The sequence below is a fragment of the Cupriavidus sp. D39 genome, from assembly GCF_026627925.1.
Lineage (GTDB): Bacteria > Pseudomonadota > Gammaproteobacteria > Burkholderiales > Burkholderiaceae > Cupriavidus > Cupriavidus ulmosensis.
The window spans coordinates 43,310-68,104 of the sequence record NZ_JAPNLE010000005.1; the positions used below are offsets into that span (position 1 = coordinate 43,310).

The following is a 24,795-nucleotide window of genomic DNA, read 5'->3' on the forward strand; positions in this document are numbered from 1 at the left end:
AGGCTCGCTAGCAGGAACAGCCGCGACGGTGGCAGGTGCAGCGGTGGGTGCTGGCGCTTTGGCTGCGACGGCGGGCGCTGCCGGCGTCGCCGGGGCCGTGGGCGGGGCTGCAGGGGCTGGAGGGTTGGCGCAGGCCCTCGGCGCAGGCCTGAGTTCGGCTGCCGACCACGGCAAGACGGGCTTGGCGGCTGCCGGTCACGCGGCTAAGGAGGTAGCTTCCCACGGATTGGGCCTGGCCACCGGTGCCGCTAGCGGCGCAGCGGGCTCCGCGAAGACCGCTTTTGCCGATAAGGTCGGTCAGTCCGCCGGCGGAAAGATTGCATCGAGTATCGAGGCGACGCGCGGCGGCAGTGTCCAGGGAGTGCCCGCGCCGGCCAATGCTGGTGGCGGGGCTGGGGCGGCGCCCGCCGGTGGCAATGCCGGCGGACATGGCCAGGCCCCGGGCGCTGAGCCGGCGCAGGACAGCGGCGCGCAAGCTGGCTCGAGCGGCGCTAGCGAGGGCGGCGATGCGGCTGCGGCAACGGCTGCATCGAGCCCAGCACCTGCCGCGGTGAGTCCTGCCGCGCAGAGTGCCAGCACTAGTGGGCCGGCAGGGAAGGCGGCTACGGCTCAGCCCGCTGCTGCCGGCCCCTCGGGCGCCGCTGCGGGGCCGTCAGGAGCCCCGGCTGCGGCCAGCGCGGTTGCGCCTGCAGCCAGCGCCGGCGGCCCCGCTGCTGCAGCGTCGAGCAGCGCCCCAACGGCTCCGTCGGCTCCTGCAGCCAACTCGCAAGCTGCCCCGACGCCACAACCTGCACAGGTAGCTGATAGTGCGGCTGCACCTGCGTCCGTTGGCGATGCTTCCAGCGTTGCGCTCTCCGCCGGTACCACGCCGACCGGGGATGCCGCCTCGGCTGCAGGCAATTCCGGTGGTCAGCAGGGAGAGCGCAAGCCCTCCGCTGGCGAGAGGATTCGCAACTGGAAGGCTATGTGCCGCAGGACGGCGCTGGCAGTGCCGCGATCAACATCAACATCGGCCACGCGCGCGACTGATAAATATAGTGAGGATTCATGCTCTGGCGTAAGAAGGCAGATCAGGGTGCCGCCGCAGTAGCGGACATCGACAATGTCGGAGCTGGCGCGGATAAGGCGCCGGCGAAAGCTAAGAAGAAGGGCCGCGATGCGGTGAATCCGTTCGTGGAGCACCAGCGGCACCAGGACGATCGTTATATGAACCTGGCAAAGGCGAAGGCAAACTGGCAAGTCGCTTTCTGCATGCAGACGGCGCTGCTATCCATCTCGATAGCCTTCAACGGCTACGCACTGCTCAAGCCCAAATTTCAGCCCTACGTGGTTGTTCAAGACCAGATTGGGCACGTTGTGGCGGTGGGGCCGGTCGATCAGAGCAATCCCATCGACTCGCGCCGCATCATTCGTGGACAGACGATCGAATGGGTGGAGAATGCACGCGCCGTCATTGGCGATCTGAAGGCAGCGAAGAAGAACTTTGACTGGGTATATGCGCGCGTGGCCGCCGGTTCGCCGGCCAAGAAGAAGCTTGATGAATTCTATCGGCAACGAGAGCCATACAAGACCGCAGCCACCTCAAGCGCCGTTGCAGTCGTCACTCTGGCTCTCCCCATCGGAGGCAACACGTGGGATCTGGAGTGGACTGAGGAATGGCGCAATCTCCAGGGAGAGGTTCTCAGGAAGGAACGCTGGAAGGTGAAGCTGACGTACGCCATCGTCGCGCAAGACTCGGAAGAGAACATTCGCCGGAATCCTGCCGGCTACATGGTCACTGACTTCTCCTGGTCGAAGCAAAGTGGGATTTGAGGCAAACATGATCGTGAAAAAGCAGATTCTCGTAGCGCTGGCTGTCGCTTTGTTGTCGTCGGTGGCCGGCGCCGGCACCAGCAAGAAATTTCTGACGTTGGAAGACGCTGCACTGGCGCAAGCTAAGAAATGGCAGCAGACGGGGGTTGCAAAGCCCATCATGTCGGACGATGGGAAAGTGCTCTATCCATTCGGCCAGTACATGCCGACGATCACGTGTGCGCCCATGCGTGCGTGCGACGTCGAGCTCGAGCCGGGTGAGAATGTGAGCGGCAAGCCAATGCTCGGCGACTCCGCCAGGTGGCTACTCTCCAAGGCCCAATCTGGATCAGGTGAGAAGCGCGTGACTCATATCGTTGTGAAGCCGACGGACACAGGTTTGGAAACGAACATGATCGTCACTACCGATCGGCGCACGTACCACATGCGTCTTTACTCAAGCGCAAACGACCGGGATTATATGAACCGGGCGGGCTTCTACTATCCGCAGGACATCGTTGACGAGTGGAACGATGCTGAGCAAACCGCGCAGAAGCGAGCCAGGGAAGAAGGCACCCGCGTCGTCGCGGATCTTCCCCCTACGTCAGTCGAAAAGCTCGATTTCGGCTACAGCGTCGACGGTGACAAAACGCTCTTCAATCCTACGCGAGTCTTCAACGATGGGACGCGGACCTATATTCAAATGCCCGAGCAAATGAAGTCGGCGGAGGCGCCGGTGCTTCTGCTGCTCGATCGCGAGGACAAGCCGCAGATTGTCAACTACCGTGTCAAGGACGCCTATTACATCGTGGACAAGCTGTTCGACCGCGCCATGCTGGTCGTCGGTGTCGACTCGAACCAGAGCAAAGTGACGATCACATGGAACAAGGCCCCGAAACGCGGCCTGTTCTGGTAAGGGCGCACCCATGGCAAAAGCAGAAGCCACTAGCGATCCGTTCGCATCGCCGGACTCCGTTCCTCTGAAGGGAAAGGTTACTGGCATCACCAAGTTGTCTCGCAAGGCAAAATTACTCATGTCGATGGCCGCCGTTGGCACGGTGGCGGGCATTGTCTTTTCCATCATGACCGTGGGGGATGACACTGCTCCGGTTGCCTCGAGTGACCCGAATGCGAGCGATCAAGCCAAGGCAAAAGGCATGGAACTCGCTCGGGCGGACGGCAACGCGGACGAGATACCCGATGGGCAAGCGTCAGCCGTCGCGGACAAGCTGGGAGTGGATACATCGCTGGGCGGCGGCATCCAAGTGGGGCCCGCCGAAGTCGGCACCGCAAAAAGTGGCGATGCGGTGAAGCTCCCGGAGACGAACGGTGCACCTGGCAAGCAAGGGGAGGCTACGCCGATCGTGCCGGCCCCAGGGCAGGGCGCAGCGCCGGCTCAGCCGGCTGAAACAAGCGAACAGGCGGCGGCACGTCGGGCGCGAGACGAGCGGGACGAAAAGACCCGTCAGGCTCGGGCTGCATCCATTGAAAGCTCGGGCGCTGCCGAAGGTGTCACGGGCGGTGCAGGGGCGGCCAATGCTCAAATTGCCAATGCCGTTTCTCAAGCTGCCGCAGCGTTAGCGGGGCAAGGTAAGCCTGGTACAGGCCTTGCTGGACTAGGCTTGAACGGGCAACAAGAACAAGACGACGTGAACAAGCAGATCCGCAAGGAATCGTTCTTGCGGGATGCCAGCGCGAGCTCTGGAAGTACCTACCTGCAGGAAACGAAGCAGAAGCCGCTCGGCGTGTACGAAGTTAAGGCGGGCTGGAACATTCCTATGGTGCTGGAATGCGGCATCAATTCGGACCTGCCGGGGCAGACTTGCGCGAGGGTGAGTGAGAATGTCTACGATACGGTGTCTGGTCGTCACCTTCTCATTCCGCAGGGGACAAAGGCGATCGGCATGTATGACAGCCGGATTGCTGTTGGCCAAAGTCGTCTGCTGGTCGTCTGGAATCGGCTGATCTTTCCCGATGGGACAAGCTTCGTCATACAGGGCATGCCGGGTACTGACGGCGCGGGGAACGCAGGTTTCGACGGAGACGTGAATAACCACTACGCTCGAATTTTCTTGGGGGCCGGGATGATGAGTTTGGTGTCTGCAGGCGCCCAACTCTCGCAGCCGCAGCAGTCGTCAACGAATGGCACCGCTCCTTCGGCGCAGCAGACGATCGCCGCCGCTATGGGGCAGCAGCTGGCTCAGGTAAGCGGTGCCATGATCCAGCGGAACATGCAGATCCAGCCAACTATTACGCAGATGCCCGGATACCGCTTCAATGTCACGCTCACTCGCGACATGTTGTTCCCAGCCCCTTACGGGCGTTGAGTGCCCTTTCCCAGGCGAATCTGGAGCCCCACGCGGTTGTAGTGGGGCTTTTTTACGTCGGCTTTTTCGTGCCATTCTTTTAGTATCAGCTACAATCACAAAGAAAAAGTCATAGGGAATATCCACTGGGGGGTGGGGGCAATCATAAAATATGAAAGCTGATAAAAATAGCCGCGCGCGGTCTGCTACGAAGACCGCAACACGACGTGACGTTTCAAGCGCTCGCACACCACGAAAGGCCATCTCAGCGCCGGCGCCTGCGAGCGTTCCTGAACCGGCAAATATCGTGCGGCCCAAGCGGCTTGGGCGTCCGCGAACGCGCCTCGAGGAGCCGAAGGTCGTGCCTACCCGATGTCCGGAGAACATGTACACATACTTGAAGATGATCGCCCCCTTGAGTGGCGCTCGTTGACCGGAATGTTTCAAGACATGATGACCCGATTCCTGGCTACGGAACCATGGAAACACGGCCTCCTTTGGCGCAAGCCGCGCACGGCGCTGACGTTTCAGGATGGAGTCGCGGGCCGCACAGGTTGGGAGCAGGTGAACATTCAGCTTCCGCCGGACCTAGCTGAGCAAGTGGAGCATGCATCAAGGGGCGTGGGCGTATCGAAGGCCGCATTTTGCTACACGGCTATGTTCTGGTGGATTCAGTACATTTATCCGCCAAAAGCCGTCAAGCGTCTGTCGCAGTAAGTTCTGTTTTCCCGACTTTAGCGCCACGCGGCCTTTTTCCAACGTAAGAAATTCGGGCCCGAGCCGGGCCCGTTTGACCGGCGTAGAGTGCAATAAAAATATCAAAAAAACCGTTGCGCCCAAGAGTCGGCTATCATAATATTGCAATATCGCAGGAGCGTAAATGTGACTGAAGAGAAGAAGCCCACGCTGGTTCGATTGCCCGTCGAGTTCCGCAAGGAACTATTGGACGAGAGTGCGGCGCAGACCCGTGAACGCGGGCAAACCGTGTCGATTCCCCAATTGGTTGTTGAACTGGCCAAAGAAGCTTGGGAGGCGCGGCGAGCCCGGAAACCAGGACAGGACAATGGCTAAATTGATCACCGTCATCAACAACAAGGGCGGAGTCGGGAAAACGACCATCGCATGCCATCTCGCTTTCGCCTCGGGGGAAGCAGGCAAGAGGACCCTGTTGTGTGACTTCGATACGCAAGGGAACGCTGGTCAGTTTCTGACCAAAGACCTGCAGATCACGAAGCGTCGCGGCGGCTCGGAACAGCTTTTTGAGCAGGCGGAGCTACAATACACCCCCGCTTGGGTGGACAACATTCAACTGTTGCATGGGCATGGATACCTGCAAGAGTTGGATTCGCGCGGTGACGAGCTCAGCGAACTGGCGATCCGGAAGCGTGGTGAGATCCGCAAGCTTCCGTTCGACTACGTGATTTTCGACACGCCGCCGGCGCTCGGTCCGCGGCAGACCGCTCCGTTGTTCTGGTCGGACCTGGCCGTCGTGATTGTTGAGCCTCAGCTTACCTCGTTGACTGGGATGGCCGATGTCTTCAAGAACATCCAGGACGCGCGGAAGCGCAATCCGAGCCTGCAGGTGCAGGTGGTAATCAACCGATACACCAAGGCGTCGTCGTCGCAAAAGAAGGTGCGTGCGGAGCTCGAGCAAAAGTTCGGCAAGATGATTGTGGGCGAGTTCACGACGCGCGTCGCGGTGTCCGATGCGCTGGCCAACTACCAGCCGGTGTGGCGGTTCGCGAAGGACAAGAAATTGAACGCCGCCTGGAAAGATTTTTCCGGGCGTGTGTTGGGACTTTAAGGATAGGAAAACATGGGCACTCTCGACTTCCTCGACAGCTTGGAAGCACCTGCCGCAACGGCCATCAGTATCCCTCTTCGGGATGTGATGCCCGACCCGAAGCAGCCGCGCACGAGATACCGCGAAATCGATGGCAATGTGTCGGTGGAAGGTCGGGACCACATCAAGAACCTGGCCAAGAGCATTGCTGATCAAGGCCTTCTGCAGCCGATTACCGTGCGCGAGGTGGACGGCGGCTACATGATCGTCATGGGCGAATGCCGGTGGCGCGCGTTTGTGCTCAATCAGGAAGAGGGCGTTCCCGGACATGAGGCTATTCCGGCCTTTGTACGGAACGACATGTCGCCGGCAAAGTTGCGCCTGGCGCAGTTGGCCGAGAACCTGAATCGCGATGACCTTACCGATCTGGAGGTCGCGCATTTCGTCAAGGAAACGCTGGAAGAGAACCCTGAGCTCAAGAAGTCCGAGCTCGGGGCGATCATGCGGCAGAACAGTCAATACATCTCCCGTATCCTCGCTTTGTTGAATCCGAAGTGGTCCGACGTAGTCGATTCGGGGATGATCTCCTTCGCATCGCTGCTTGAACAATACCGCGCGCTGCCGGAGAACGTCCGGGCAGAAGTGAAGACGAAGGTTCAGGCCGAGGGGCGCAGCAAGATTACCTCAACCGATCTGAAGAAGGCTCGCGACGGGATGAAAACGCCGGGGCGGGTCTCGGTTGACCCCGAGTTGGCGCGCTCGGTCGATCAGATGCTCGAGGCCAATACGCCGAAGGGCGAACACTATCATCCGCCCAAAACCCAATTCACTGATGTCGGCATAACGGCCCCGATCATTCCGAGCGGCGTCGAGAATGTGAACGCCAGTCTGATCGACAAGCGCACGCTGCGTATCACGGCGCGCCAACTGAAGATGCTCATTGAGAAGAGCGCCATCACTGGCAAGGAGAAGGGCTTGATGGTGGAGCTGATTCTGCCGGTCGAGGATTTGAAGCGGATGCACAAGAAGATCGGCGGAAAATTGCCTGAAACCGATTCGCTTCTGCAGGCCGCCTTCATGGATCAACTCAACTCGATCTGACGAAGCAAGGGGAGCGCATAGCTCCTCTCGTCCCGCCGTGTAGTGAATATATTATTGCACTAAAAGAGGCATTAGTTTTGCAAGTTCCGTTTGGCTACGATGCTGCGCAACCTCACGAGCTACGCCCTATCCTGTGGGAAAGTCGCAGGCTGACCAATCCCCACATGATCTTGATGGGCGACACCGGTAGCGGGAAGACGCACCAGCTGCTGCATGTCTGCGATAGCTTGGTGCGCTCGAGTTCCGCGCATACCAAGATTCATGTGCTCGACCGTCATGGCGATATCGAAGTGCAGGGCGCATCGTCCGTATTCTTTAGCCAATCTGCTGATTTCGGCATCAATCCTCTAGTTCTGAACCCCGACCCCCACTACGGAGGGGTGAGAAAGCGTGTGCAAGCGTTCATTTCCGGCATCAATCGAACTAGCCAACGTCTTGGACATAGACAAGAGGCTGTTCTGCGGAACTTGCTCTTGGATCTGTATAGGTCCATGGGCTTTTCCCTGGATGACCCCCGGACCTGGCACGCGGCGAACGCTGCCGAGATCTATAGCGTCCCCGGCAAAGAAGATCGCCTCTATCTAGAGGTGCCATACGAAGAAATCGATCGGGCGAAGAAATGCGGCATCCGTTGGGACGGTGATGAGAAGGCGTGGTGGTGCCCCCATGGGGAGCACACGGGAGAGCGTCGGAGATGGCCTGTGAAAGTGGCTGGACAACGATATCCGACATTGCTTGACGCTATCCGGTTTTCAAATAACCGGCTCAAGGCCATGTTCTTGGGGTCAAGTCAGCAAGCTGTGCGCAGTCTGGAGGCCGTGCAACGGGTGGCCAAGAACCTGGCTGTCAAGCAACGGCGCGCGGCGCGCATGGCCGAGGTGATGGTGGGAGAGGAAGAAATCAGTGCCGAGCTAGCGGATGCTCGCGCTAAGGCTATTGCAGCGTACACGGTTGCTGTCAATTCCATGGTTACAGGCAGGGAATTGGACGATCTGCTCAAGTACGACTCGATCGAGACGGTGAAGTCGGTAGTGGACCGCCTTGAAAACTTCTATGCGATGGGCGTTTTTCGGAGTGTCCCACCTCCACACGATCCCAACGCCAAGGTTCACAGATATGTGATGACAGCGCTGCATGACGACGCGCAGAAGCTGCTCGTGGATACAAAGGCGGAAGACATCCTTTCGCGCGCCATGCAGCGCGGCAAACAAAACGAGGTGTTGGACGTTCTTGTGGTGGACGAGGCCAAGGTTTTCGTAAGTGACGAGAAAGACCACATTCTGAACCGAATCGCAAACGAAGGCCGGAAGTTTGGCGTAATGCTCCTTCTTGCCTCTCAAGGTCCGGGACATTTTACCGATGATCTTATGTCCGCAGCGGGGACAAAGGTCATGCTCGGCTTTGATCGTAATCAATGGCGCGATGCCAACCGCATGCTGGGTATGTCAACGAAGGCGCTCGAATGGATCCATCCGCGGCGCCGCTGCGTCATCACCATGAAAGGGGCCGGCGAGTTACAGAGCGGCACTCACTGGGTCAACTTCCAAGCTCCCTAGCGTCAAATTGTGCGGCCAGCGGATGCTGGAGGGTGACGCACGTGACCAGGGGGCAATTTTCTGACGTTGGAATTTAAGAGCGCAAGTTAATAGGTGTTAAGAGTTATGATCTTTACAAACTATTGAATGCGCGTATCATGTACCGAAAGGACAACACGGGTACGTACGTAAGGAAGGGGTTAAGAATAATGAAGAACACAAACAATGTCGCGCTGATCAACCCGGAGTCGGAGCATTTTGTGCCGACCTTGACTGACGTGGTCTCGCCCGCGACGCTTGCTCAAGTGTTCGGGGACCATCCGGTCCCCTTCAAGACGAATGCGGACGGGTCTGTTCCTACCTCCGTCTATCTGCAACACCTGGAAGACACGTGGGCGCTGGCCATGCAGGAAGCGGAAACGGACGAGATCCACGCGGAACGCGCGCCTGCGCGTGACCTGCGTGAAGTTTCCATCGAAGCCCGTGCCATCCTGTAGACTTCGGGCGGTTTCCACCAGCTAGCATCGCGACAAATGAACGAGCGGGAGTTCGACAACCTGGTCAACACGACACGCCTGACGCCGAAGAGCCGCGAAGCGGCGCGTTTGGTGTATGTGGACGGGAAGTCACCGAGCGAGGCGGGAATAGCAGTGGGTCTTTCGCCACAGCGGATTTCGCAGATCCTTGCTGCTGTCAAGAAGGCTGAATCCGAACGACCGTTGTCCGTTGCTCCCAACACGCCCGTTACTCCGGTTGACGCCGTAAGGGCTAGCTACGCCTTTGCTGTCAAAGCTGCGCGTGATCTGTTCGGAGATGAGGCAACAATCAGGACGCCTGGCCCCGACGAGAGACTTGTTGGGAGGGTGGAAGCCCGCACCGATTTCCATCTGGTGCAGCATCTGGGGCGAAACGCCGTAGCAATCCACGATCTCGCGAGCCTGGACAGAGTGCCTCCTCTGGCCAGGTCCGTTGCGATCCAGTATCGCGCAGGAGCGGCTCAGGTCATCGACCGCGACCAAGTGCAAACGCGAGAATCTAACGTTCGTTGATATGGTTCCTATCTGGCTATCAACGACGATCAGAAGTAATATATAAAAAGTATTAAAGAAACATGGCGAGGCTCGCCGATATGACGCCTCCTTTAGCGAGAGCAAGGGCGCGAAGCCTTGATTGCGAGGTAGTGCTATTCGCGCGGCGGGCCGCCTCCGCGCGCTAACCCTGCACGCCGAAATGCGCGCGTGCAGTTTCCATGAGATGCAGTGAGTCAAACCAGGACAGTGAACTATGTCGGCTAAATCGGATTTCTTGGATGCTCTTGCGGAAGGGGACTTCGTCTCCGCCCGTAAGCTGATGGCGCAGCACAAGCTGGGCCCGAACACCCGCGACTGGACTCGCTCGCGCATGTCGCCGCTCGCCTATGCGATTCGCCACGGCGACAACGAGTTCGCGGCGGAGCTCGTGGCAATGGGTGCCAAGGTGGACGAAGTGAGCCAAGGGGACACCCCTTGATTCTCATGGCGAACGTGGAAGGAGCGGAGATCCTGGCGAAGGCCGGTGCCGACGTGAACGCCACGATGCGACGCGATGCGGTCAACGTGGGCGTGAACAAGGGTGCAACGGCGCTGATCAAGGCCGCGCATAACAACAATTCCGAGCTGGTGGCCAAGCTGGTCGACCTGGGCGCGGATGTTCGCGCGACCGATCGGCTCGGGCGCACAGCGCTGCACTATGCGGCACGCAATAACCCGCAGACTGCCGATCTCCTGATCAAGGCCGGCGCTGATTTCCTCGCACGAGACCGTTTCGGTAAGACGGCTCTGTTTGTTGACATCGCGCCGAGCAACACCACACCCTCGCTCGCCAACGCATCCCCCGCCAACAGCATCAGCAATTTCGTGAAGGACGCTACTGCGCGGAAGGAGATCGAGGCGACGAACGAGGGCTTAATGGCGGTGCCGGAGAACGCACTGGACGCAGAAACTGCGAGACGGCTGGTTCACGATGACGTGACGATGTACAAGGGGGTGTCCGATCCGACTGAAAGGCACTGGGCCGCCCTGGCGATGGCCGACAATGCGGACAGGCAGCAGACCTATCGAGAAGCGCTACTGCAGGAGGCCCCGGAGTTAGCAATGGACCTGGGCGCGGCCATGTCGCGCGAGGCGGCCCTGGTGAGCGAAAAGGAAGAAAGCAAGGCCATCGAAGTCGATTCGATGCTACACGATCAGGTGGCTGGTTTTGATCACGTCGCTGGTCAGCGCATTTCGATCCCGCACGGTGACTTTCTCTACCTGGAAGGCACCGATACCTTGGGCGATAATTCGCGGGCCGCCGTCGTTCCGCGTGCGATCGACAAGCCCGTGGTTCGCTTCAAGGACGAAGCCGAAGTCCAACAGTACCTTGCGGAGCAGGGCATCGCCGAGCGAGAGCGCCGGGCCATCGATGCCTTCTATTCCCTGAGCGCGCTAAAGGACCGCCGGGCGCATGAGCAAATCACCGCGCCACCCGAAAACGCGATCGTCGCAGTCGAGCGCTCGGTGAGCCAAGAGGCGATCCGGCTGGACGAATACATTTCGCTCATCGAGAACGGTACGGACAACGGCCTCGATCTGGATGCGCGCGACGATGTTGAAGGCCCGTCGACATTGCTGCGCGGTAGATTCGTGCGCGACGCCGCAGGCCAGTATCGACGCATCGGGGAAGAGCGTGTGGCACTCGTGGACGAGGGCGAGAAGATCCGCTTCGTTGACAAGCAGTTCGATACGTTCCAGGCCGCCACCGAACTCGCTAGCGCAAAGAAATGGCAAGCAATCCAAGTCACGGGGACGGAGCAGTTTCGTTCCGAAGCGTGGTTTGCGGCGCGCCTCGCCGGGCTGGACGTGATCGGTTACGAGCCGAACGAGAAGGACATGGCCCGCCTCGAGCAGGCTGTCTCGCGCGGCCTGGCACAAGCTGGCGACGAACCTGCCCCCGAAGTGCAGGCGTCGCGCACGGAAGCGGAGAATCTGGCCCTCAAGGAGGGTCGCGGCCTACAGGGCCCGCTGGAGAGCGGCAGCTATAAGGGCAAGATCGTCCACGAGACCGCTCACCATGTCGTCCAGGACATTGGGCGCAACGTGGCCGTTGTCCACGCCAAGGACGGCCTGGACCCGGAGAAGTTGAAGGATGCGCGGGAAAGCAGCCGCTCCGTCCGCGTCGACTACAAGAAGGGCCGGCCCGCTATCGCTGCAGACCGGGAGGTATCGCGCGAGTCTGGATTGTCGCGTTAATCTGCGGGCCTAGGCTCCGATAGGCAAAATGACCGCGGGGGACACCAAACGCACGGCAGAATTGTGTTTGGTCGGGGTCATTCCTCCGCCGGCGGCAGTGCGCTACTGAGGTTGCGCAAGCCGCCGGCTTTTTCCATCCAAGAGGGGTAATAGCAATGTCGACTGCACCACGCGATCTGCTCGATCCGAAAGACTATGAAGGTGGCATTGATGTCGATGACTCGGGCTTTACGGAGTCTGACCTAACCGATTCCCCCGAGCCTATCGTCACTGGAACGCAGGGATAGGGCCATGGCACGGGACTACCGAGGCGATGTTGCCACGCGGCTGGCCGAGCTATTCGACGCAGGTGAAGTGCCATGGCACGGGCCCTATAGAACGATGGCCGGACTGCCCTTCAATCCCTCAACCGGAAAGCTCTTTCGGGGTGGCAACGCCGTCGCCCTGATGGCTTCGGGATACTCCGATCCGCGCTGGTGCACGTATCGGCAAGCTGCTGCGAATGGTTGGCACGTGCGCCAGGGCCAAACGTCGACTGTAGTCGAGTTCTGGAAGTATGCCGACGTTGTAGAGCGGCAGAACGAGAGTGGCGAGATCGAGCGGGTGCGAGTGCCGCGCGAGCGCCCGACACCGCAATACGTGCATGTGTTCAACGTCGAGCAAATGGAGCGCGTGCCGCAGCTAGAGGTAGCGCGCGGACCGGAAGCAAAGCTTCGCGCGGAAGCAATCTTGACACGGGCGCACGTACCGATTTTCCACGACGGCGAACGGCAACCAATCTACGTCGAGGCACGTGACGCGATCTATGCCAGACCGAAGGCCGCATTTGCCTCTGAGGACCACTACTATGCGGAGGCGTTGCGACTCGTCGGCGAGGCAGCGATGGCCCCCAACCGATTGAACGTTACACAGAGCCTGCAGACTGTCGCGGAGCGCTCCTTCGCTACCGCTATGGCGGGCATGTTCGTGGCGGGTCGATTGGGCTTGGAAGCAAGCAACCTGCTGTCCCCCCTGTACTGCAGTCCTGGTCCGTATTGGTCAGCGCAGACAAGAACGCTATGTATCGCTGCGCACGTGAGGCGGAGCGCTTGGCTGAATATGTGCTGGGACTCGAAGTGGAACGGGAGCGCGCTGCGGCTCCTGTGGTAGTGCGGGTGGACGGTTCCGCCCGAGAATTTCCAACGTCAGAAAAGGGGGAACTATGGCAGGTCCGAACAGCAGCAAGAGACTGGTCCTCTACGTTCCCTTTGCCGAGATCCAGCAAGCAAAGGATGCCGGCGCTGTCTGGGATAAGAAGAAGCGCTACTGGCATGTCTCCGCCGCTGGCGATATCAAAGCGGTAGGGCGCTGGCTCGAGAAGCCCCGAGAGCTATCGGAGAACGACATTATCGGACAGTTCGCAGATGCACTGCGTGACGCGGGTCTGGTGCTGGACGGCGCACCGGTGATGGACGGGAAGTGGCACCGAACCCCAGTGGAGTCGGCAAAGAACGCAAAGATGAAACAGGGCGTCTATAAGGGAAACCTTGACGCAGATAGGCCGAACGGCTTTATCGAGAACAAACTGAATGGCTTCTCTACGCCCTGGTCCGCCCGTGGTGTAATCCTCACGCCAGAACAGCGGGCCGAATTTGACCAACAGGCGCGAGCTCGTAGCGAAAGCCAGCAGCGGGAGCAAGAGGCGGCTCAGACGCGCGCTGCCGCTTACGCGCAGAAGAAGTGGGGGTCGAGCCGCGAAGAGGGCCGGCATCCGTATCTTGACAGGAAGCAGGTGGGCGCCTTTGGCGTTCGTGTGGACGGCGGTGAACTGGTGATCCCTCTCGTTGACGCCGAGAACCGCCTCTGCAACGTGCAGCGGATCTTCTCGGACCAGGAGCGAGGAAAACTCTTCCTCAAGGATGCGCGAAAGACCGGGTGCTTTCACATCCTCGGCGATATCGAGACATCGCCCACAGTGCTTTTCGCCGAAGGCTACGCAACCGGGGCCAGCCTCCACATGGCCACGTCGCTGCCTGTCGTGTTGACGTTCGACAGCGGCAACATCGACGCCGTGATGCGGGCCGTGAGCGCGCGCGTGGAAGGCAAGGAAAAGATTGTGTGCGGCGACGAAGATGACCTGCCGCCTTCGAGGATACTCCGCCGGATTAACGGCATGCTCACCACAGAACGTACCTTCGCGAAGCTGAAGCTCAACAGTATCGACCCCGATGAGTTGAAGCTTGATGGCATCCCGCGACCAGCGCGACACAACCCGGAATGCACGCTCAGCCTTCGGGTTGAGTCGGGACCGCACGAGACGCCTCGGATAGTGGGCGAGATTCGCAATGCGTCGACCGATGGCGTGCTGCGCGTCATGCTGAACAACGTGGGCCGAGAGAAAGCGCTGGCGGCCGCAGCGGAGCATGGCGCTACTGCGATCTTTCCACGTTTCGCCAGCCACGATGGATTCCCGACCGACTTCAACGATCTGCACGTGCGGGAGGGGCTACAGGCGGTCTCCGTCCAGCTGAAAAAGGTGATTCAGCGCGGACATGAGACCGCCCGCGTCGGGCATGCGGAGGTCGAGCCGGCGCGCATGCAAGTCTTCGAGCCTCAACTCGGGGCGCGCTATATTGGCCAGGTGATCGAGATCTCGGAGACCCATCTGACGCAGCAGATCGGCCGGGGCATTGCTGTAAGGCACAACCGTGCGACAGTCCTCGGCGAAGCGGCGGTCGGGTTGACGGTGGAGATCGCGTATGCCAACGGCAGGGCGCGACTCACGGATCGAGCGAAGCGGGCCGTGGATAAAGTCCTCGAGCGATAGTAAGATATCGTGATATAAAAATATCTTAGAAAATTAATATGATCCAAAGCAGAAAGCGGAATGACTCGGTTCGTCTGAGTGTCTCGGTCTTCTTCGTGTTCGCTCTCTGCACGATAGCGACGTGCTGGGTGGCCACCCAATATCTCGCTGCAATGCTCCGCTATCAGCCAGGCCTCGGGGAACCGGTCTTGGCGTTCCGCTCGGGAGTCAAGATCTATCAGCCTTTCTCAGGGTGGATATGGAGCTGGACATGGATGAACGAAACCGGGCGGTTGCAAGACTACGTTATGCGCACAACCGGTATCCACGTTGTGGGCATGTTCATGAGTGTCGCGTTTGGCTTCTATCTCTGGTACCGCCGAAGCCTCACCAGGCAAATTACCGAAGGGCTGCATGGCACCGCCAAGTGGGCGTCGCTCGAGGACGTACAGGCGATGAGGTTTGTTTCGTATGAAATGAAGAAGGGTAGCTGGCCGTTCTACAAGCGCGTTTCGTACACCGCGAACGGGGTGTATCTCGGGGCCTTGGACACGCCTGACGGGAGAAAGGTACTGAGATACGATGAGTCGGCTCACGTCCTTGCTTACATGCCCTCGCGTAGCGGCAAAGGCGTTGGTCTGGTCGTCCCCACGCTGCTCTCGTATCCCCACAGTACGGCCACCAATGACCTGAAGCGGGAGAACTTCGAGTTGACCAGTGGGTTCCGCCATTCGGCGGGATCATTGGTTATTTGCTTTGACCCGACTGGCACGGACGGTCGAAGCATCGATGGCCGCACGCCATTCCGAGTCGGATGCTCATGGAATGTGTGCGAGGAGGTCCGCGAATATCCGCACGATGTGCAGGACGCGCAGAACATCGCAGCCATTATCGCGGATGCCAACGACGAAGGGATTGGCAGTGACCACTGGATCAGTACGTCGTGGGGCCTTATAGCCGGGCTGATTCTTCACTGCAAGTACGCGGAGCGGGACAAGTCGCTTACAGGCGCCTTCAACTATCTGACGGACCCGACGTTTGAGGACCCAGAGCAGATGCTGATGGGCATGTTGAACGCTGAACACGATCCCACAGGTCACTTCGGCTGGAAAGACTCCAGCGGGAGAAGCACGAAGGTACACCCAGTTGTGGCAGCCGTCGCGCGTGCCAATCTGAACCGCGAGGCGAAGGAGCGGGCAAGCGTGCTGTCGACTGCCGAAACCAAATTGGCGCTCTACCAAGATCCTGTCATCGCGCGGAACATTCGGCGGTCGGACTTCCGGATTCGGGATTTGATGAACCACGAAAAGGCCGTCAGCCTCTACCTGGTGGTGCCACCGTCGGACAAGAAGCGGCTGCAGCCGCTGCTGCGCATGTTCTTCACGTACCTGATCCGGCAGCTGACGCAAAGCATGGACTTTGCCGATGGCGAGAGCCTCCGCTCGTTCCGGCATCGTCTCTTGCTGTTGATCGATGAGCTCCCTTCCCTGGGAAAGATGGACCAGTTGCAGGACGGTCTGGGCTACCTCGCCGGCTACGGCATCACAGCCTTCCTCTTCGCTCAGGACACGATCCAGTTGGTTGACGCCTACGGGGAGAACCAGACCATCACTTCGGGTTGCCAAGTCCGAGTAGCGAGCGCCCCAAACACGCTAGCCACAGCGAAGGACATTTCGGCAATGACCGGCATCACGACGGTAAAAAAACAGACTGTCAACTACTCGGGCAAGCGCACTGCCGCCATGCTGGACCAGATGAGCGTCTCAGAGGATGACGTCGAACGCCCCTTGCTAACTGACGATGAGGCGATGCGGCTTCCGCGCGACGAGCTCATTATCTTCAACACGGGTCACAACCCGATTCGGGCCAAGAAGCTGCGCTATTTCGAGATGAAAGAGTTCAAGCGCCGTGCAGAGATTGAGAGCCCTACGCGGGTAGAAATCGCGGTGCTGAAAGACGGGCGTGTGAAAGCGCAGTGGTTCATGGTCCAATGCGAGCCGCGGGAGCAGGGCGGCATTCTGATCTGTATCAACGCTTACGATAGCTTCCCTGCAGTACGGGTTACGGTCAAGCAGGAGAACATCGAGGAGGACACCGTCGTTGAGGCCGAATATGTCTTGCGCCGGCGCGATGGTGCGGAGTTCTCCGATGAAATTACGATCGATGATTCGCACTTCCTCGCCACCCCGCGCGATGAGGCGTTCAAGCTAGATCCCCGGGAATACTTCGAGGTTCATTTCTCTCCTCTTGACGAGGAGGAATGGAAGGGCGCTAAGATCTGCGGCTTTGGACGCCGCCTCTCCGACTATGAGCGAGAGGCTCGCCGGAAGGTGAAGCAGCACTACCACCAACTCGAGGAAGACACTGGCAAGGTCGCCGACATTCGACTCGAGCGCGCCGAGCAAGATAGTCGGTATAGCGGCAACGTCGTTCTTGCCACTGAACACTACCTGGTGCTGGAGCGCATGGGCGATCTCGGAGCCGTCTCGCTTCATCGGTTGGCGCGCCTTTCTCATGTGCCGAAAGTGGGGGAGCGGGTCGCAATTCGCTACACCGGCAAGAAAGGGTCCGTAGCGTGAAGGGCTCAGCAACCGTGATGGTTCGAGCGCTTCCCTTGGTCGATAGCGTGTGGATGAGCGCCGGCGCGGCAGCGCACCTATATCGTCTTCTCGCGCGCTACAACTGGTGTCTGATCGAACCCGAGCGCTATAGGGCACGCTGGCAACTGTTCTGGCCAACACTGAGGTGGTGCGAACGCGCCATGCTACGGCTCTGCCTGGCGGCGCATGGCGGCAGGCGAGTGGGGCAGCGCTTGACGACGGCATCGCCGCAGGGATATCGCGACGTGCTCCTGGCGCACAGGCCCGTGCGCATTGCGGCCAATGTCGAAGAGGAGTTCTGGACGGTACTCGCGAGTTTCTACGCTGCTCTGACCACGGCTGACGAGGTGGCTCAGATGTGGGCGAAGCACTGCGCGGCATCCTTCGAGGTCCTCGCCTCGGACAGGCCGTACACCCAATGGTTTGCCGACGGCCATGGGTTCGTTCCTTGGGCAGTCTTTGAGAACGCACGACGCTACTATGGCGGAATGGGGTGGAATGCGCCCGACGCGCAGCACGCCGCTGCAGACCTGTCGGCTGCCCTGCACAAACATCTTTATTTAAAGGAGCAAGAGCTATGCGCTTCCTAGTAGGTGCGTTGACGCTGTTCATCGCCACTCTGTGCCACGGCGAAGATCTGCAGAGTCTAATGGCGCGATGTGTACCCGAGGTCCATCCGACAACGATGGCGGCCATCGTGCGGGTGGAAACGGGGGGCAATATGTTCGCGATCTCAGACGATGGCCCCGCCGGGTTGCCATGGAGTGAGCGAAAGAAACTAATCCGCAGTTTCAGACCTTCGACCCTAGAGGAAGCGGTGCAAATCTCGCGCGACCTGGCTGAGAAAGGGCACTGGTTCGGCATAGGCCTGACCCAGCTTAGCAATCGGCACCTGTCGAAGCTCGGTCTTAGCGTGGAACAGGCATTGGACCTCTGCACGAACCTCAAGAGCGGTGGCAAGGTCCTCCTGGAGTTCTTTGCAGCGGCGAAGAAGAAATACGCCAACGAGAACGATGCATTGCAAGCGGCCATCAGCGCGTACAACACCGGTAACTTTGAATCCGGGTTCGCCAACGGCTATGTGCAGAAGGTGGTGAGTGCCGCCCGTCTCACTGTCCCCGCGCTAAGGACGGGAGGCACCGTATCGGCTGTCCGGGTGCGAGCGGCTGGAGTGTCGGCCGGCGCGAGGGGGGATGACGGCTAGACCCAGCACGCTCCTCGAGGCGCGCTTTGCAAAGCTCGAGGCAGAGACGTTTTGATCCCGAATTTCCAACGTCAGAAAAACAGGATTTAAAAGTAATTTGAAAAAGTGTAGTATATTTATGTCACATTTAAATGAAGGAAGCGGCTTTGGAAGTGCGGGAACACCCCAAAGCCACTCGGTAACGCAGGTGCGAGCTGCGTCCCTTGCCGTGGCTTCCTGCCCCTTTCAGGGCAGCCGAAGCCTAGCAAAGAATTCTGTACGATGGAAGGCTCGCACATGGCACGACGCAAACAACAACAGCAGCAGCAGCTGAATCAGCTAGCATTTGATTTTGGTTTTGACGAAACGGTAGAGGCAATTGAGCGCATCGATGCAGACGCGCGTGCCGATGAACTGGACCTTTTTTCTGGAGAGAATCATGTTGGTGGGCAAAACACAACCGCTGGAGATGGCGCAACGGGTGCTGCAAGCCAGCACACTGCAGTTGATCGCCAAGAGCCCGTACACGATCTACGGCTGGAAGATCGTGGATCGCTGGGCGGTGAACGATCCGCAGAAGTTGTCGGCGCTGGAAGCGCAGGGCGAGATCCTGCTCCTGAGCAGGTTGCTCGAACAGCAGACGACCGAAATGGACGTCCTGACGACGCAGGCGGCGTTGGAGCGCCTGGCAGCGGGCGAGACGGAGTTCGAGATTCTGGCCAGCGCGCAGGTCCAGACCGAACTGTAAAGCCGACCGACTATGTCATCACGGACGCGGACGCTCTCGGCGAGGGTGGTGCCAAGGCCAAGTACCGCGATAACGTCGCAGCACTGCGTATTCTTTCCGCGCTGGAGAGCGAGGAGCGAGCCGCGACTGCGGAGGAGCAAGGGGCCCTTGTTCGGTACGTAGGATGGGGTGGACTACCGCAAGCGTTTGATCCGGCGAATTCGGATTGGGCGCGCGAATTCAACGAGCTCAGGGAACTTCTCTCGGGTCCCGATTATGATGCTGCGCGTCGATCCACTCAGGATGCGCACTACACCGCTCAACCGGTTGTCGAGGCGATCTACGCCGGCCTTGATCGCCTCGGCTTCCCCGGTGGCAAAATGCTTGAACCTGCCCTTGGCTCTGGCAACTTCGTCGGCCTCATGCCCCGCGAAATGCGGGAGAAATCCAAGCTGACGGGGATCGAACTCGATCCGACTACCGCCGCGATTGCCAAGCACCTCTATCCCTCTGCAACTGTCATTAATAAAGGCTTCCAAGAAGTCAGCATACCGCACGACTACTTCGATGCAGCCGTGGGTAATCCGCCCTTTGGCAATCAGAAGCTCTACGATCGCGAGCACAAAGAACTTGGCGAGTTCTCCATTCACAACTACTTCGTTGCGAAGGCGCTAGACAAGGTGCGGCCAGGCGGCGTTGTCGCCGTGGTGGTGAGCAACTATTTCCTCGATGCCAATCTCTCGACCGCGCGTGAGCACGTCTCCAAGACAGCGAACCTGGTCGGCGCTATCCGGTTGCCCAACACCGCCTTCAAGCAGAACGCGCTAACGGAGGTGACGACGGACATCGTGTTCCTGCAAAAGCGGACCGCAGAGCAGGAGGCCGATCTCTCATGGGTGAACGTCGGTACATTACCCGATGCAGAAACGGGCGTGCCCATTACCGTCAATCAGTATTACCTCGATCGGCCCAACATGATGCTTGGGGAGATGGCACTGAAAGGGACGATGTACAGGGGCAATACTGCCGCTCTTATCGCTCCTGACGGCCAGGATCTGCCCGCCGCGCTGGCCGCCGCAATCGAGTCGCTGCCATCAGGCATCTATCGGCAGCTGGAGAAGACGAGATTCGAGGTGGTTCCTGCAGGCCGCGATGAAGAGAAGGTAGTGATCCCAGCGCACACGAAGGTTGGCGCGTACTTCGTGACGCCCGGCGGGGCAATTGCACGTCGTCTTCCCGATCTCTTGGACGAACAGCGCCACGAGCTCGTGGAACCGAAGAACGAGCGCGCCGGTGAACGGATTAAGGGGATGGTTGATGCGCGCCTGTCGCTCCGGGCGCTGATGGCCGCCGAGCGGACTGACGCCACGGACGATGAACTGCAAGCCCTCCGCCGTGACCTCAATCGGGTCTACGATCGCTTCGTGAAGCAGCACGGTTTCGTCAGCAGCCAGGTCAACAAGCAGGCAATGGGTGACGATCCCGAGTACCCCTGTTGCATGCCCTTGAAAAAGACTTTGATCGAGGCGTCTCGAAGGAAACCGCGCGCAAGAATGGCATAGAGGCGCGCGAGCCTAGCGCCACTAAAGCGGCGATCTTCACGAAGCGGGTGATGGCACCCACGCGCGAGATCACGAGCGTGGCCACCGCCAAAGACGCTCTGGTCGTTTCGATGAACGAGCGTGGCCGCGTCGACCTGGACCTGATGGTCCGGCTGGTGGGGAAGACTGAGGAAGCCCTGGTCACAGAACTGCGCGGGCTGATCTACCACAACCCGTTCCGAGATCGGTGGGAGACTGCTGACCAGTACCTGACTGGCAACGTCAAGGCAAAACTTACGGCTGCGAAGCTCGCCGCGGGGCAGGACGCGCGGTACGCAGCGAATGTCGACGCTCTTGAAGCCGTACAGCCGAAGGACATTGAGCCGGTCGACATCTCTATCCAGCTAGGTTCGACCTGGGTCCCGGAGCAGTACGTGAGCGAGTTCATCTCTCATGTCTTGGGAGGCGTGAGCCGCCAAATTAGCTACCAGGAGGCCATAGGGAAATGGTTGGTGAAGATCTCGCCGGCGGATCGCACGACCAACAACGTCCAGTGGGGCACGGCAGAGGCGGGGGCCAATACGCTGATCGAGCGGATTCTTGAGAATCGCCCCATCGAGGTAAAGGATCTGATTGGTCGCGACGAGCGCGGTCCGATCTACCGCACCAACGAAGAGAAGACGGCTGCTGCGAACCAGAAGGCTGAGGAGCTGCGACAGGCGTTTCTTGACTGGGTGTGGACCGACAAGGATAGAAGAGACGCCCTGGCGAGGCTCTACAACGACCGGTTTAATACCGACGTGGCCCCGCGCTATTCCGGGGATCATCTGACACTGCCTGGTGCATCCGTAGACATCACGCTTCGTCCGCATCAGAAGGATGCTATCTGGCGCGGCGTGCAGGACGGAAGGGCCTTTTCGACCACGTGGTCGGCGCCGGCAAGACGATGGTGATCATTGGCGTAGCGATGGAGAGCCGCCGCATGGGCTTGGCTAACAAGCCCATGATCAACGTTCCGAACCACCTGGTTTTGCAATGGAAGGATGCGTTCTACGAACTGTATCCAAATGCGAATGTACTGGTGGCTGAAAAGTCGGACTTCAAGAAGGAGAATCGGGAGACGCTGTTCGCCCGTATTGCCACAGGGGATTGGGATGCCGTCATTGTTGGACATTCGAGCTTCAAGAAAATCGGCATGCCGGAGGAAACGCTCTCAGCCATCCTCTCGGAGCAGATTGACGACTTGACGGACGCGATCGCAGAAATCAAGCGCAAGAACGGCGATCGCATGACCATCAAGCAGATGGAGAAAGCCCGTGAGCGCATGACGCAGAAGATGGAGAAAATGGCGGATCGCGGCGGCAAAGACAAGGCCGTCACATTCGATGATCTCGGTGTCGATATGTTGCTCACCGACGAGTTCGATCTGTACAAGAACCTCTTCATCAATACGACGATGCAATCAGTCGCAGGCCTGGGTAATCTCACGGGTAGCGACATGGCTTTCGACCTGTTCGTGAAAGGCAGATACCTCGAGCAGCGCTACAACGGCCGTGGGATGTATGGAGCGACAGGCACGCCGCTCTCCAACTCGATTGCCGAGATGTACACGCTGCAGCGCTACTTCCAGTATGAGGACATGAAGGATCGCGGCATCGTGCATTTCGACGCCTGGGCTTCGACCTTTGGCCAAGTGGTAGCCGGATGGGAATTGGACGCCACTGGCGTGAACTACAAGCTCAACTCGCGGTTCTCGAAATTCCAGAACGTGCCCGAGCTCGTCAACATGTACCGATCATTTGCTGACGTCATTTTGCGAGATGACCTCGAGGAGCAGGCTCGGGCGCAAGGGAAACGGTTCCCTGTACCTCGTGTGGCCGGCGGGAAGTCCAAGAACATCGTGGTGGAGCGCTCGCCGCAGCAGGCGAAGTACATGGGCATTCAAGAGCGTCGCTATGATTCAAACGGCCAGCCGTATCTGCGCGCAGACGGAAGCCCTGTGATGGGTTGGAACGAGGGATCGATCATCCATCGCATGGAGAACATGCCGAAAGACCCCCGAAAAGACAACCCGTTGAAGGTGACGAATGACGCGCGGAAGGCCGGTCTGGACTTCCGGCTGATCGATCCTAGCGTGCCTGATTTCGCGGGAAGCAAGGTCAATGCCGCTGTCGCAGAAATGATGCGGATCTACAAGAAGTGGGACGAACGGAAGGGTACGCAGGTCGTCTTCTGCGATCTGTCCACGCCCAAGCTCGGGAAGGGCGGGATGGCGCAAGCGGAGGCTTCACCAGTAAGGGACGATGACGCGGAGGAGATCGAGGACGAGGGTGCCACCATCTCGATGGATGACCTCCTCGCGACAGGCTCCTCGTTCAGTGTCTATGACGATATCCGTGCGAAGCTGATCGCGCGTGGCGTGCCGGCGGCGGAAATCCGGTATGTCCATGAGGCCAACAGCGACCTGCAGAAGGCGAAGCTATTTGACCAAGTGAATCGCGGGGAAGTGCGCTTCCTGCTCGGATCGACCGCAAAGATGGGGGCTGGGACCAATGTGCAGAAGAAGCTTGTCGCCGAACACAACCTGGACGCCCCCTGGCGACCGCGCGACCTCGAACAGAGGGAAGGCCGGATCATTCGCCAAGGTAACGAGTTCTATCAGGAAGATCCAGATGGTTTTGAAGTCGAGTTGATTCGCTATGCGACAAAGCAGACCTACGACTCGCGGATGTGGCAAACGATCGAATATAAGGCCGCCGGCATCGAACAGTTCCGCAAGGGTGGTGGTAGCCAGCGAGTGATCGAGGATATCGCGAGCGAGGCAGCAAACGCCGCGGAGATGAAGGCTGCGGCGACGGGCAACCCGCTGATCTTTATGCAGGTGCAGCTGTCGTCCGAGTTGCGGAAGCTTGAGGCCGTGCATGCGAACTACAAGCGCAACATGCACAGCATGGAAGGGCGTCTGCAATGGCTCGAGCGCGCAGAGGTACGTGCGTCGGATCGTATCGAAAAGCTGCAGGCCGAGATTGCTCTGCGTGACGGAAACACGACGGAAGAGTTCGCGTTTCAGATCGGGCAGCGTCGGTTCGGCAAGGACGACAAGGATGCATTGCTTTCCCATATCGGCGTGGCGATGGAATCGGCGTTGAAATCTGCGAAGACATTTGCTTACGAAAAAGAGGCTCCTCAGCGGGTGGGGCTCTATCGAGGCTTCACCGTCGAGGCGGTTGCCGCAAAGGGAGCTCTCCAGTTTGTCATTCATAGCCCTGTCTACGAGCGCCGACCGCCGAACCTTGCCTATGGGAAGAATGACAACTTCAGCGTCGACGGCTTCTTTAGGCGATTGGACAACGTTCTTGACACGTTTGAGTCGTCGGTTGCGGACGCACAGTCTGATCTAGACAGGGAGGTGCGCGAGCGCACGAAGGTCAAGTCGGAGATCGGGCGGCCGTTCGCGGACGAGGGCCGCTTGCTCGCGCTGCGCAAGGACGTGGCAGACGTTATGACAGAACTCAAGAAAATGCAGGCGGACTCTGAGTACGTGTCGAAGTGGACGCCTGCCAGTTGGGCAGCGGAGCGCGCCGGCGCCGATGCTCTGGCAGCCGAGACCGACAAGCAGCAAAGAGAGATCCAGGGCACGGTGACGCGCGTTGATGAAGCTGCCCGCCGCTTCCTGCAGGCGACCAAGGAACCAGCATCTACCCAACGCATCTTCGACAGTGCATTCGACTCACTGATGGAAATGGGCGACGGTCGCGAGGTGCAGACCATGCTGGTTGAGCGCATCAAGGAGGACAGGGCGCTCGCAGAGGCCGTGTCTTCGTATCCGGGCAAGTGGTATGCGACGCAAGAAATGCTAGATGCCGCTGAATCTGTCACGCAGTACCAGCAGCAGGCCAAGGACCACGCGCGTCAGCTTGGATTCGACACAGCCCTCCCGAACCGTGGCGAAGGCCAGTACATGGGGCCGTTTGTCGGTGAGACCGATCGCTATTTCCTGCAGGACGTGGGGCAACGGCGCGCAGTGATCCACGCGCGCGATGAGTTGCTGAACAAGGCTTTCAAACTCGGCGACAACGTGAGGGTGACGTATCGATTCGGCTCTGCCATGGCATCGCTACGCGATAGGCCGCAGGACGGAAAGGCGATTGAGCACTAAACGGAGGAGTGCACT

General features: G+C 59.4%; 21 protein-coding genes. All 21 read left to right on the plus strand.

Going from position 1 to position 24,795, the window contains the following annotated elements:
* The first annotated feature begins 1,047 nt into the window (after positions 1–1,047).
* Positions 1,048–1,812, plus strand: coding sequence for a type IV secretion system protein (locus OMK73_RS03750; RefSeq protein WP_267600830.1), 765 nt, complete (start codon positions 1,048–1,050; stop codon positions 1,810–1,812).
* Positions 1,813–1,819: 7 nt separating this feature from the next.
* Positions 1,820–2,707, plus strand: coding sequence for a P-type conjugative transfer protein TrbG (gene trbG, locus OMK73_RS03755; RefSeq protein WP_267600832.1), 888 nt, complete (start codon positions 1,820–1,822; stop codon positions 2,705–2,707).
* Between the two features lie 10 nt (positions 2,708–2,717).
* Positions 2,718–4,118 (plus strand): TrbI/VirB10 family protein, encoded by a 1,401-nt coding sequence (locus OMK73_RS03760; RefSeq protein WP_267600833.1) that lies wholly within the window; start codon positions 2,718–2,720, stop codon positions 4,116–4,118.
* 429 nt (positions 4,119–4,547) lie between these two features.
* Positions 4,548–4,814 carry a hypothetical protein gene (locus OMK73_RS03765; protein WP_267600834.1) on the plus strand — a complete coding sequence of 89 codons (267 nt, stop codon included), beginning with the start codon at positions 4,548–4,550 and terminating at the stop codon, positions 4,812–4,814.
* 165 nt (positions 4,815–4,979) lie between these two features.
* Positions 4,980–5,168: a hypothetical protein gene (locus tag OMK73_RS03770; protein ID WP_150986957.1), complete on the plus strand. Its 189-nt coding sequence runs from the start codon at positions 4,980–4,982 to the stop codon at positions 5,166–5,168.
* Positions 5,161–5,901 (plus strand): ParA family protein, encoded by a 741-nt coding sequence (locus OMK73_RS03775; RefSeq protein ID WP_267600836.1) that lies wholly within the window; start codon positions 5,161–5,163, stop codon positions 5,899–5,901. Before OMK73_RS03770 ends, OMK73_RS03775 begins: the two co-directional genes overlap by 8 nt.
* Before the next feature lie 12 nt (positions 5,902–5,913).
* Entirely contained in the window at positions 5,914–6,981 is a 1,068-nt protein-coding gene (locus OMK73_RS03780; protein WP_267600837.1) for a ParB/RepB/Spo0J family partition protein, read from the plus strand.
* 173 nt (positions 6,982–7,154) lie between these two features.
* Positions 7,155–8,537 carry a DUF5710 domain-containing protein gene (locus OMK73_RS03785; protein ID WP_267600898.1) on the plus strand — a complete coding sequence of 461 codons (1,383 nt, stop codon included), beginning with the start codon at positions 7,155–7,157 and terminating at the stop codon, positions 8,535–8,537.
* A 188-nt stretch (positions 8,538–8,725) separates the two neighbouring features.
* Positions 8,726–9,013, plus strand: coding sequence for a hypothetical protein (locus tag OMK73_RS03790; RefSeq protein WP_267600838.1), 288 nt, complete (start codon positions 8,726–8,728; stop codon positions 9,011–9,013).
* A 36-nt stretch (positions 9,014–9,049) separates the two neighbouring features.
* Positions 9,050–9,565, plus strand: a complete 516-nt coding sequence (locus OMK73_RS03795; protein ID WP_267600839.1) for a KfrB domain-containing protein — start codon at positions 9,050–9,052, stop codon at positions 9,563–9,565.
* Between the two features lie 235 nt (positions 9,566–9,800).
* Positions 9,801–10,025, plus strand: coding sequence for a hypothetical protein (locus OMK73_RS03800; protein ID WP_267600840.1), 225 nt, complete (start codon positions 9,801–9,803; stop codon positions 10,023–10,025).
* A gap of 5 nt (positions 10,026–10,030) precedes the next feature.
* Positions 10,031–11,785 carry an LPD7 domain-containing protein gene (locus OMK73_RS03805; protein WP_267600899.1) on the plus strand — a complete coding sequence of 585 codons (1,755 nt, stop codon included), beginning with the start codon at positions 10,031–10,033 and terminating at the stop codon, positions 11,783–11,785.
* A gap of 291 nt (positions 11,786–12,076) precedes the next feature.
* A complete protein-coding gene (locus OMK73_RS03810; RefSeq protein WP_267600842.1) occupies positions 12,077–12,934 on the plus strand; it encodes an ArdC-like ssDNA-binding domain-containing protein in 858 nt (285 codons plus the stop codon).
* A 52-nt stretch (positions 12,935–12,986) separates the two neighbouring features.
* Positions 12,987–14,591 (plus strand): KfrB domain-containing protein, encoded by a 1,605-nt coding sequence (locus tag OMK73_RS03815; protein WP_267600844.1) that lies wholly within the window; start codon positions 12,987–12,989, stop codon positions 14,589–14,591.
* Positions 14,592–14,845: 254 nt separating this feature from the next.
* Positions 14,846–17,149 carry a type IV secretory system conjugative DNA transfer family protein gene (locus tag OMK73_RS03820; RefSeq protein WP_267600845.1) on the plus strand — a complete coding sequence of 768 codons (2,304 nt, stop codon included), beginning with the start codon at positions 14,846–14,848 and terminating at the stop codon, positions 17,147–17,149.
* Entirely contained in the window at positions 17,146–17,760 is a 615-nt protein-coding gene (locus OMK73_RS03825) for a hypothetical protein (RefSeq protein ID WP_267600846.1), read from the plus strand. Before OMK73_RS03820 ends, OMK73_RS03825 begins: the two co-directional genes overlap by 4 nt.
* A complete protein-coding gene (locus OMK73_RS03830; RefSeq protein WP_267600847.1) occupies positions 17,748–18,374 on the plus strand; it encodes a lytic transglycosylase domain-containing protein in 627 nt (208 codons plus the stop codon). Before OMK73_RS03825 ends, OMK73_RS03830 begins: the two co-directional genes overlap by 13 nt.
* A gap of 370 nt (positions 18,375–18,744) precedes the next feature.
* Entirely contained in the window at positions 18,745–19,101 is a 357-nt protein-coding gene (locus OMK73_RS03835; RefSeq protein ID WP_267600900.1) for a hypothetical protein, read from the plus strand.
* A gap of 317 nt (positions 19,102–19,418) precedes the next feature.
* Positions 19,419–20,642, plus strand: a complete 1,224-nt coding sequence (locus OMK73_RS03840) for an Eco57I restriction-modification methylase domain-containing protein (RefSeq protein ID WP_267600901.1) — start codon at positions 19,419–19,421, stop codon at positions 20,640–20,642.
* Complete coding sequence (locus OMK73_RS03845) at positions 20,576–21,574, plus strand: hypothetical protein (protein WP_267600848.1); 999 nt, start codon at positions 20,576–20,578, stop codon at positions 21,572–21,574. Before OMK73_RS03840 ends, OMK73_RS03845 begins: the two co-directional genes overlap by 67 nt.
* Entirely contained in the window at positions 21,547–24,780 is a 3,234-nt protein-coding gene (locus tag OMK73_RS03850) for a KfrB domain-containing protein (protein WP_267600849.1), read from the plus strand. The genes OMK73_RS03845 and OMK73_RS03850 overlap by 28 nt, the downstream gene beginning before the upstream one ends.
* Positions 24,781–24,795 lie beyond the last annotated feature (15 nt).